A 10,373-nucleotide genomic window follows, 5' to 3' on the forward strand; every position below is an offset into this window, starting at 1 on the left:
GCATTTTATCCGTCATGCATGTATTTTATCCGTGGCAATTTTCTATATATCAGCCATGTTATCGTCTATTTATTATTCATACTGAATTCGGCACAAATACTGAGGGAAATTTGTGCTAGAGGGAGGAAATAACAGAAACCTATATTCTTCGCTGCCAAAATGTAGCGTTAGTATACTGGTTTCTGAATAGAATCAGTGGTTGCTAAATTAGTGGTCTGCCAAGGCTGAGTTCAGATTTCATCTCAGATAATAACCACAGAGAAAAATCCCGCATCGCGGCAGTTTCTGTGCGCGATTGTAGCCGGGTTAACCAGTACCCGCCCAGGCTAATCGTGGTGCTAAAGGGCTGGATAATGCGTTCTCTGAGTAACAGATGCGTAAACATGGACGGTGGAGCCAGCGCAATGCCTATCTCTGCCTGCGCCGCTTCCAGCATGCTCACCGACGAATCGAACACTATTATTTGCTGCGAAGGTGAAGGGACACATCCTCCAGCCGCACTAAACCATGCCGACCACTCATCGCGACGATAGGAACGAAGCAGCGTAAATTTTTGCAGGTCATCAGGATGGTGTAAACATCCCGCTAACGAGGGAGCACACAGAGGAGCAAGTGGCGCATCGCATAAAAATTGCGACTCAGTATCATGCCAGGCACCATTGCCATAGCGAATAGCATAATCCAGCCCTTCAGCCACCACATCAACACGGTTGTTATGCGTTGAAAGTGAAACATCCACATGTGGATAACGTTGTTGAAAATCCCTCAGGCGCGGCAGGAGATAGCCGGTTGCAAAGGTCCCAACCACACCTACTCTGACTTTCTCACGCATTACCCCAGCGGAAAAACGGTCTAGCGTGTCAGCGATACGATCAAAGGAATCATTAAGGATCGGTAGGAGATTCTCACCTTCGGTTGTTAACACTAATCCGCGTGAAATACGAATAAACAGACGGCAATTGAGGCGTTGTTCCAGCGCTTTGACCTGCTGGCTTATTGCTGCATGGGTAACGTTTAATTCGATAGCAGCCTTAGTAAAACTTAACTGTCTGGCTGCGGCTTCGAAGGCGCGAAGTGAATTTAGGGGAATATAACTGCGTACCATAGGATTATCTGTTAGATTTTCTATTATCAAACACTAAATATAATCGATTGTTATCCATAGTCAATCATCGCAAAATCAGCGACGCAGAAGGAGACACACTGCTTGTTGTTTATCAATCTAAGGAAGATTTTCTAATGTTGAAAAAGTCTGTAATCAATACCTTGGTCTTTACCGCTATCGCAACTTCGCCATTTTATACCTCGGCACAAACCATACTTACGGAGCAACAGGTTGCGACTATCGTCAATAACACCCTTAAGCCGTTGATCGAACAACAGAATATTCCCGGCATGGCCGTCGCTGTATTTTATGACGGAAAGCCACAGTTTTTTAACTATGGCGTAGCGGATATAAAAGCAGATATCCCAGTCACTGAGAATACGTTGTTTGAACTCGGTTCAGTAAGTAAGACCTTTACCGGAATAGCCGGGGAATATGCCATGCAAACCGGCATTATGAACCTTAATGATCCAGTGACGGAATACGCTCCTGAACTAACGGGTAGTCAGTGGCAAGATGTGAAAATGCTGCATCTGGCAACCTACACTGCGGGGGGGCTACCTCTTCAACTGCCCGATTCGGTTACAGACCAAAAATCATTATGGCAATATTATCAGCAATGGCAGCCACAATGGGCACCTGGAGTGATGCGCAATTACTCCAATGCCAGTATTGGTTTATTCGGGGCGTTGGCGGTGAAAAAAAGCCAATTAACCTTCGAAAACTACATGAAAAAGTATGTATTCCAGCCCTTAAAACTGACACATACTTTTATCACCGTCCCTGAATCGATGCAGTCAAGCTATGCATGGGGATATAAGGATGGTCAGCCAGTACGCGTTACATTGGGCATGCTGGGTGAGGAAGCTTATGGGGTAAAAACCACCACGAAAGATATGGTGAGATATATGCAGGCCAATATGGACCCAGACAGCCTACCTGCCGAAAACGATAAGTTAAAGAAAGCCATCATCGCGGCTCAGTCTCGCTATTTCCAGGCGGGGGAGATGTTCCAGGGGTTGGGATGGGAAATGTATAACTGGCCTATCAACCCACAGGAGGTCATCGCCGACAGTGGCAATGATATCGCGTTGAAACCGCGTAAAGTTGAGGAATTGCTGCCAGCACACCCAGCACACCCAGCAACACGGGCATCCTGGGTGCATAAGACCGGTGCTACCAATGGCTTTGGGGCTTATATTGTCTTCATCCCAGAGGAAAATATTGGCATAGTGATGTTAGCTAACAAGAATTACCCTAATCCTGTTCGTGTGCAAGCTGCCTATAATATTCTTCAGGCATTGCGTTGATAGTCATACCGCGCTAACTCAATGATAGATCGGATAAAATAGAACTGACCATAGATTTCACTATGGTCAGTTTAGTGTTATTACCTTATTTCTTCTCAATCATCGGGCTGTATTCTATCGGCACCCAAGTGTAGCCAACTTTATTTGCCCGGACATGGCCCAAACCAGGGAACGGAAGATGAGCGCCCGCCACCCACAGTTTGTCTTTAGCGGCGGTGGCAAAGATAGCTTTGCGCGTGACCACAGCCTGTTTGCTATCCGTATCAAATTCTAAAGAGACATTCGGGCGCGCAAATTGGATGGAATGACTGTGTACAATATCGCCCCACACCAGCAAGTTGTCGCCTTTTGAGGTGAAAAGATATGAAGTGTGCCCCGGGGTATGGCCCGGCGTTGGCACCACTTTGACGCCTGGTAATAAGGTGTCACCAGCAGTGTAAATTTTTAATTTATTGTTTGCCGCATAAGGGGCAACCGATTCCATTGATTTTTCAAACATTGGGCGCAGTTCTGGCGTAGCTTTACTGGCGACGTCTTTATTCAGCCAGAAATCGGCATCCCCTTTTGACACATACACCGTAGCATTAGGGAATGCGGCTTTACCCTGATTGTTAATACCACAGGCATGATCGGGATGTAGATGGGTCAGCAATACAGTATCAATTTGCTCAGGCTGATAACCCGCAGCACGAATATTATCGACCACAGCACCCAGTGTCGGCCCGAAACATTGTGCGGTGCCGGCATCAACTAAGACTAGGTTGGTACCGGTATTGATCAAGAAGGCATTTACCGCAGTCTGTACCCCGTTGGTGCTATCAAGAAACATGCTGGACAGCAGCGTCTGAATATCTTTCTCATTGATATCCTTCAGCAGATTGGTACCCAGCTTTACATAACCGTCATAGATGGCTGTGACTTCAAAATCACCTAATGCCATACGATAGTAGCCGGGAACCTGCGTCTGTTGCTGCGTGGGTGCGGCAGCCATACTGATCGTCGGGAAGCCAAGAGGCAGAGCGCAGGCTCCAACAACCATCAGAGCCAGTAATGCTTTACACCGTGGTAACTGTTTCAGTAAAAGCGCCTTCATAAATCTCTCCAGAAGTGAATAACGATTCTTATCATGATGTTATTAATGATACTCATGATAGATAACGCAGAATAATGAGTACCTTAATCAAGGTACTTTCTAAATGTTTTATTGTCTTTTAAAAGATTCGGCCGAGGGAGGATTTAGGCGTTAATCTGTGCCGGGGTAGACCTTTCCGAGTTTTGTTCGGGAATATAGGGGGGAAACAATAAAAAACACCCCCATTGGGCGTAATGCCAATCAGTTAAGGATCACTTGAAGTGATCCTTATTACACCAACTTCCTAACCATAAACCCTAACTACAAACAATTAATATTGTCTTTAATACTGCAATCAGCGTTCTAGCCACGTCAAATTAGCATGGTGGAAAATAAATCCAACTTATTGATATAAAGCTAAGAAACAAATTTTAATGTCATTAAAAGCGAGTCTATTCGAATTTTAGCGTCACTGAACAGACTTTATTGTTTCCGCATAACCGCCAATGCCTGCGCACAGGCCCAGGCAGAGCTCCAGGCCCATTGGAAGTTATAGCCACCCAACCAGCCAGTGACATCAACAACCTCGCCAATAAAGTACATTCCAGGCACTTTATGGGCCTCCATTGTCTTAGAGGAGAGCTCTTGGGTGTCAACACCACCAAGAGTGACCTCAGCAGTACGGTAACCCTCGGTGCCATTGGGCTGCACTCGCCATTGTTGAAGATTGACGACTAACGCGGCCTGCTGCGGCGCGTTTAATTGCTTCAGGGTAACGTCTGGCAGTTGCTCCAAGGTCTGAAGGCACTCCACCAGCCGCTTAGGTAACCGTTGAGCCAGAGTATTTTTTAGTGTCTGATTAGGGTGGTTTTTTCGCTCACTGTTTAGAAAATCGTCTAAATCAGTATCAGGAAGTAAGTTAATGCTCACATACTCACCAGCCTGCCAATAACTTGAAAGTTGTAAAATTGCTGGGCCAGAAAGCCCACGGTGAGTAAACAAAATACTCTCACGGAAGCTAACGCCATTTTCGGCGGTGACCACCGCAGGCACGGAAACCCCAGATAATGTTTGCAGGTGCTCCAGCAGCGGTTTGTGCAAGGTGAACGGGACTAACGCCGCACGGGTAGGGAGGACTTTCAAGCCAAACTGTTCTGCCAGCTTATAGCCGAACGGTGAAGCACCAAGTCCGGGCATAGAGAGTCCGCCAGAGGCGACGACAAGTGAGTTAGTACTCACTTCCAAATCATTAATTTGTAATACGAAACCGGTGTCGCTTTTTTCAATCGACAAAACATCGCTACGCAACCGAATCGTGACTTGCCCCAGCTCACACTCTTTCAGTAATAGTTCAACCACCTGCTGAGCAGAGTCATCACAGAACAACTGCCCTAGCGCTTTCTCATGCCAGGCAATGCCATAGCGATTCATCAGATCGATGAAATCCCATTGGGTATAACGTGCCAAGGCAGATTTACAGAAGTGAGGATTCTGTGACAGATACGCGGCAGGCTCTGCAAAGAGATTGGTAAAATTACAGCGGCCACCACCAGACATCAGTATCTTGCGCCCAGCCTTTTTGCCGTTATCGACCAACAACACCCGACATCCGGCTTGTCCGGCCTGAGCGGCACAAAATAGCCCCGCAGCACCTGCACCTATCACTACCACATCAAACTGTTCCACACTGGGCCTCACTGAGTAAAATCATCATCGCTGCAAAATTGCCCGCTTTTGGCTGATTATTATATTATTTAGCGCATTCAACCGACAAATTGGCGGCGGGAGATTGTAAGTCGCTCGCAGGAATATCGCCATAGTAAGAAAATGTCTCATACGGTAAAACTAAGTAACTTGCTGATATAACATGCATATGTTGTTCAATAAGACGAATTCGTCTGCGGTCATGTCAAAAAAAGGTCATATTTTCCTTTTCCCCACCCCCCATTGTCACTGATAATGCGCCGCGTTCATGTCCACAAACTGGCGTAACGCTTATGCTACATCTTTTCGCTGGCCTGGATTTCCATACCGGCCTAATGTTAGTTCTTGCTTTGTTGTTCGTGCTGTTTTACGAAGCCATCAATGGTTTTCATGATACAGCCAATGCGGTCGCGACCGTAATCTATACCCGTGCCATGCGTTCACAGGTTGCTGTTGTGATGGCAGGGGTGTTTAACTTCCTCGGCGTGATGCTGGGCGGTTTGAGCGTGGCTTATGCTATCGTTCACTTATTGCCTACTGATCTGCTGTTAAACGTCAGTTCGGCGCATGGGTTGGCTATGGTCTTCTCTATGCTACTGGCGGCGATTATCTGGAATTTGGGCACTTGGTATTTCGGTATCCCGGCTTCCAGCTCTCATACGCTAATTGGTGCAATCATCGGTATTGGTTTAACCAATGCATTAATGACCAGTACATCTGTTGTAGATGCACTGAACGTTCCTAAGATGATTCAAATCTTCCTGTCATTAATCTTATCCCCGATTGTGGGTCTGGTTATTGCCGGTTTGATGGTGTTCCTGCTACGTCGTTACTGGAACGGGTCCAAGAAACAGCAACGTATTCACCTGACACCTGCTGAACGTGAAAAGAAAGACGGTAAACGTAAACCGCCCTTCTGGACCCGTACTGCGCTGATTCTATCGGCTATCGGTGTGAGTTTCTCTCATGGCGCTAACGATGGTCAGAAAGGGATTGGCTTGATCATGCTGGTATTAATCGGCGTGGCTCCGGCTGGGTTCGTCGTGAATATGAATGCAACCGGTTATGATATTGCCCGCACCCGCGATGCAGTGACCCATCTGCAACAATATTATCAGCAACATGTTGAGGTGTTACCTCATGCTGTCGCGCTGAAACCGCTGGTACCTGCACCAGAAACATTGCCGAATACACCGGCACAGTTCCATTGTGATAGCTCACGCGCCATGATTGCCATTGATCATGCTCAAACGTTGCTGGCTAATCTGCAAAGCTATGACGACCTGACGGTTGATCAACGCAGCCATATGCGTCGCTTGCTGATGTGTGTTGCCGAAACCGCAGGGACTGTTGCCAAGCTGCCTGAAACCAGTGCTGAAGACCGCCGTTTCCTCAATAATCTGCGTACAGATTTGTTGGAAACTGTGGAATATGCACCGACCTGGATCATCGTTGCCGTCGCTCTGGCCCTCTCTTTGGGTACCATGATTGGCTGGAAACGTGTGGCAGTCACCATCGGTGAGAAAATTGGTAAGAAAGGCATGACTTACGCGCAAGGGGTTTCTGCCCAGATGACTGCGGCGGTTTCCATCGGTATTGCGAGTTATACCGGTATGCCAGTATCGACAACGCAAGTACTCTCTTCAGCAGTTGCCGGGACCATGTTGGTTGATGGCGGTGGTGTTCAGAGTAAAACGGTGAAGAACATTATGTTGGCGTGGGTATTAACCTTACCAATATCTATTCTTCTTTCCGGTGGGTTGTACTGGGTGGCTCTAAGATTCATTTAAACCCAGCGAAACGTATTACTATCATAGTGCGCCTCAACCTGGCACGGTGATAAGACCGGGCAGTAAGCATATTGAACGGTTATGGTAAATAAAAAAGGCGGCCTTATCAGGTCGCCTTTTTAAATGCTTCTCTGCCAATAATTCATACTAATACCACAACATTAAACCCACCAGACTGACCACTACCAATCCACATAATGCACTGGTCAGTATAAATTGCCCACGTAGCCTCTCACAGCGGCGAATAAACTCAGGATCGTGGTGATCAAGATAACGTTGGGCGAAGATGTAACCCACTAATCTAATTTGTTTGCTCGGCTGACCGTGGGAGGTAAAAAAGCCACCACCATCAACATATTGATACAGCAACGGGTCGCAGCCACGTAATACCACTAACAAAGCACGCAGAGATGAATAATAACGTGCCATATTAATCACACATACCACACATAAAGCCCAAAAAAGCGCGACGGTACTGATCATAATTATCCTCCCAGCGATATCTCACACATTGGGTCAATCACCTGAACCTCTGTGCCATCGCTCACTCTAGCCGATACAAACACCCCCAGGGCCTCAAAAAACACCCCCTATCGTCCGCTTTCTGACTATGCTCGATACGTTGTTCGTTCGACACAGTATCCGAACGTGTAGGACTCCCTTTATCAGTGTAGGAAATGAAATGGAAAATAGCCTGATAATCTCTAAATTAAGCCTATTTAGGCATTTGTTAAGTATCGATTAGCATTAACTTATATCGAATATCTGCCACTGATAAATGCTCAGAATCCATACAAATTAAGCTTAAATATTAATCTTTCTTAACTGAATTAGATAAATTTGGCCGCTGTTTTTTGTAAATTATATTTGCATCACAAATATGAAATTCCGTTAATCATGATGATTTATCAGCGCTATACTTAAGATAATGATCTGCTTTAAATTCAAGTATTCTCACCGTGCGCCAAGGCAATTAACCGACGAATCTCATCACTTATTGGTGCAATTTGGTGCAAAATGACATACGAATGCTTTAGTGATCATCATCAAAACAGTGCGTTGTGATCCGTGAAACACTTCAGTTAGGGGTCATAATGATAGTATGCAGATACCGTGTTAGCACCCGTTCAACAGGTTGAATGTTTGCTTACCCATTAATTAACATTATGGAAGGAGTTTACTTATGGCTTACAAACACATTCTGATTGCGGTTGACCTATCTCCAGAAAGTAAGGTATTGGTGGAAAAGGCGGTCTCCATGGCCAGACCGTACAATGCCAAAGTTTCCCTGATCCATGTTGATGTTAACTACTCAGACCTCTATACCGGTCTGATCGACGTTAATCTTGGCGATATGCAAAAACGTATCTCTGAAGAAACCCATAATGCATTAACTGAGCTTTCGCAAAATGCGGGCTACCCAATTGAGCAAACCCTCAGCGGTAGCGGCGATTTGGGCCAGGTACTGGTTGATGCCATTAAGAAATATGATATGGACTTGGTATTATGCGGCCATCATCAGGATTTCTGGAGCAAATTGATGTCTTCAGCACGCCAACTGATCAATACCGTACATGTCGATATGCTTATCGTGCCACTGCGCGATGACGACGCCGAAGACGAATAAGTTTCGCGAGAGTCATCCTGTTTAGCTTTAACGCCCGCCTTTTGCGGGCGTTTTTAATCAACAACCCCCGCCAAGCCCCGATAGCCACTCATTGATAACCCTGCTAAGTTTTTGTCAAAATCCCTTGCTGTATGAATATAAACCAGTGATATAGTCGAAGATGCACAACATCGTCTCCTCACTATTTGGATAATAATAATAGTTCGCAAAAAGGTGTAGGGAGAGTCTTAATTGGTACAAGGAATTATTAGTGATGAATGGTTTAACCTCTCTGGAGTCGTTTTTAGAATCTTTACAACAACGTGATGCCAACCAACCAGAATATCTCCAAGCAGTACGTGAAGTCTTCACGTCACTTTGGCCCTTTCTGGAGCAAAACCCACATTACCGTGAACAAAGCCTACTGGAGCGCTTAGTCGAGCCAGAACGTGTTATTCAATTCCGCGTTGCCTGGACTGATGACCAAGGTAAAGTTCAGGTTAACCGCGCCTGGCGTGTTCAGTTTAACTCGGCGATTGGTCCTTATAAGGGCGGGATGCGTTTCCACCCATCAGTAAACTTATCGATTCTGAAGTTCCTTGGTTTTGAACAGACCTTTAAAAATGCCCTGACAACCCTGCCTATGGGGGGCGGCAAAGGCGGTTCTGATTTTAATCCTAAAGGAAAAAGTCAGGCTGAAGTGATGCGTTTTTGCCAGGCACTGATGATGGAACTGTATCGTCATCTCGGCCCGGATACCGATGTTCCGGCGGGTGATATTGGTGTTGGTGGCCGTGAAGTGGCGTTTATGTCTGGCATGATGAAAAAACTGTCGAATAACACCGCTTGTGTCTTCACCGGCAAAGGTCTCTCCTTCGGCGGTAGTCTGATTCGCCCGGAAGCCACCGGTTATGGCTTGGTCTATTTCACCGACGCCATGTTAAAACGTCACGGCTTAGGTTTTGAAGGTCGAAAAGTCTCGGTTTCCGGTGCCGGAAACGTCGCACAATACACTATTGAAAAAGCCATGGCGCTGGGTGCCAAAGTGATTACCGCTTCTGACTCAGGTGGTACGGTGGTTGATGAAACAGGCTTTACCCCAGAAAAACTGGCTCATCTGGCTGAGATTAAGAACAATCGTTATGGTCGTATTGAAGATTATGCCCGTGAACGTAATCTGGTCTATTTAGCCGATCAGCAGCCATGGAGTGTACCGGTTGATATCGCGCTGCCATGTGCGACGCAGAACGAACTGGACCTGCCAGCGGCACGTCAACTGATTGCCAACGGGGTTAAAGCCGTTGCCGAAGGCGCTAATATGCCTACGACTATTCAGGCAACTGATGCTTTCCTTGATGCAGGGGTGCTGTTTGCACCGGGTAAAGCCGCCAATGCCGGTGGTGTTGCCACATCAGGTCTGGAAATGGCGCAGAACGCGGCCCGCCTGAGCTGGAAGGCAGAGAAAGTTGATGTCCGTTTGCATCACATCATGCTCGATATTCATCAATCTTGTGTTGAATACGGTGGCGAAGGCAAGCAAACCCACTATGTACACGGCGCGAATATTGCGGCCTTTGTTAAAGTGGCAGACGCAATGCTGGCCCAAGGTGTGTTGTAAGTAAGACGCTATTCCCATACTCTTTGAGGTAATAATACCCGAAGAATATGGGAACTTTATCCTCATAGATTTAAAAATCATATATCCCGCAGAGTAATATATAAAATCCTTAGTTCTTTTTAAGAACGTGCTTATTTTAAATATTATCGATGTCAGTAACATGCTTCC

8 protein-coding genes are annotated in these 10,373 nt (G+C 46.3%); 4 read left to right on the forward strand and 4 right to left on the reverse strand.

Features of this window, described 5'->3' with window-relative positions; all coding sequences use genetic code 11:
• Positions 1 to 202 precede the first annotated feature (202 nt).
• Positions 203 to 1,105 (reverse strand): LysR family transcriptional regulator AmpR, encoded by a 903-nt coding sequence (ampR, locus tag V1952_RS16505; RefSeq protein ID WP_420072098.1) that lies wholly within the window; start codon positions 1,103 to 1,105, stop codon positions 203 to 205.
• Between the two features lie 134 nt (positions 1,106 to 1,239).
• On the opposite strand from ampR, the gene ampC reads away from it, so the two are divergent.
• The gene (gene ampC / locus V1952_RS16510) at positions 1,240 to 2,415 is read left to right on the forward strand and encodes a class C beta-lactamase (RefSeq protein WP_420075141.1); all 1,176 of its coding nucleotides are present in this window, start codon (positions 1,240 to 1,242) and stop codon (positions 2,413 to 2,415) included.
• An 85-nt stretch (positions 2,416 to 2,500) separates the two neighbouring features.
• Here the strand turns inward: ampC and V1952_RS16515 are convergent, their stop codons facing one another.
• Both V1952_RS16515 and V1952_RS16520 read right to left on the reverse strand, forming a co-directional pair.
• A complete protein-coding gene (locus V1952_RS16515; RefSeq protein WP_420072097.1) occupies positions 2,501 to 3,508 on the reverse strand; it encodes an MBL fold metallo-hydrolase in 1,008 nt (335 codons plus the stop codon).
• Positions 3,509 to 3,970: 462 nt separating this feature from the next.
• Positions 3,971 to 5,173 carry an NAD(P)/FAD-dependent oxidoreductase gene (locus V1952_RS16520; protein ID WP_420075142.1) on the reverse strand — a complete coding sequence of 401 codons (1,203 nt, stop codon included), beginning with the start codon at positions 5,171 to 5,173 and terminating at the stop codon, positions 3,971 to 3,973.
• 311 nt (positions 5,174 to 5,484) lie between these two features.
• On the opposite strand from V1952_RS16520, the gene pitA reads away from it, so the two are divergent.
• Positions 5,485 to 6,981 (forward strand): inorganic phosphate transporter PitA, encoded by a 1,497-nt coding sequence (gene pitA, locus V1952_RS16525; protein ID WP_083161331.1) that lies wholly within the window; start codon positions 5,485 to 5,487, stop codon positions 6,979 to 6,981.
• Positions 6,982 to 7,128: 147 nt separating this feature from the next.
• Here the strand turns inward: pitA and uspB are convergent, their stop codons facing one another.
• Positions 7,129 to 7,464 (reverse strand): universal stress protein UspB, encoded by a 336-nt coding sequence (gene uspB, locus V1952_RS16530; protein ID WP_005187112.1) that lies wholly within the window; start codon positions 7,462 to 7,464, stop codon positions 7,129 to 7,131.
• Positions 7,465 to 8,164: 700 nt separating this feature from the next.
• Between uspB and uspA the strand changes: the two genes are divergently transcribed.
• Both uspA and gdhA read left to right on the forward strand, forming a co-directional pair.
• Positions 8,165 to 8,608: a universal stress protein UspA gene (gene uspA, locus V1952_RS16535; RefSeq protein WP_083161333.1), complete on the forward strand. Its 444-nt coding sequence runs from the start codon at positions 8,165 to 8,167 to the stop codon at positions 8,606 to 8,608.
• Between the two features lie 253 nt (positions 8,609 to 8,861).
• Positions 8,862 to 10,205, forward strand: a complete 1,344-nt coding sequence (gene gdhA, locus V1952_RS16540) for an NADP-specific glutamate dehydrogenase (protein WP_372560277.1) — start codon at positions 8,862 to 8,864, stop codon at positions 10,203 to 10,205.
• Positions 10,206 to 10,373 lie beyond the last annotated feature (168 nt).

Origin of the sequence: Yersinia sp. 2542 StPb PI (genome assembly GCF_048593855.1) — a bacterium.
GTDB lineage: Bacteria > Pseudomonadota > Gammaproteobacteria > Enterobacterales > Enterobacteriaceae > Yersinia > Yersinia enterocolitica_E.

Bases quoted from the DNA above. Each gene is read 5' to 3' on its own strand.
- uspB (WP_005187112.1), bottom strand. From the start codon at position 7,464: ATGATCAGTACCGTCGCGCTTTTTTGGGCTTTATGTGTGGTATGTGTG.
- ampC (WP_420075141.1), top strand. From the start codon at position 1,240: ATGTTGAAAAAGTCTGTAATCAATACCTTGGTCTTTACCGCTATCGCA.
- pitA (WP_083161331.1), top strand. From the start codon at position 5,485: ATGCTACATCTTTTCGCTGGCCTGGATTTCCATACCGGCCTAATGTTA.
- uspA (WP_083161333.1), top strand. From the start codon at position 8,165: ATGGCTTACAAACACATTCTGATTGCGGTTGACCTATCTCCAGAAAGT.
- V1952_RS16515 (WP_420072097.1), bottom strand. From the start codon at position 3,508: ATGAAGGCGCTTTTACTGAAACAGTTACCACGGTGTAAAGCATTACTG.
- gdhA (WP_372560277.1), top strand. From the start codon at position 8,862: ATGAATGGTTTAACCTCTCTGGAGTCGTTTTTAGAATCTTTACAACAA.
- ampR (WP_420072098.1), bottom strand. From the start codon at position 1,105: ATGGTACGCAGTTATATTCCCCTAAATTCACTTCGCGCCTTCGAAGCC.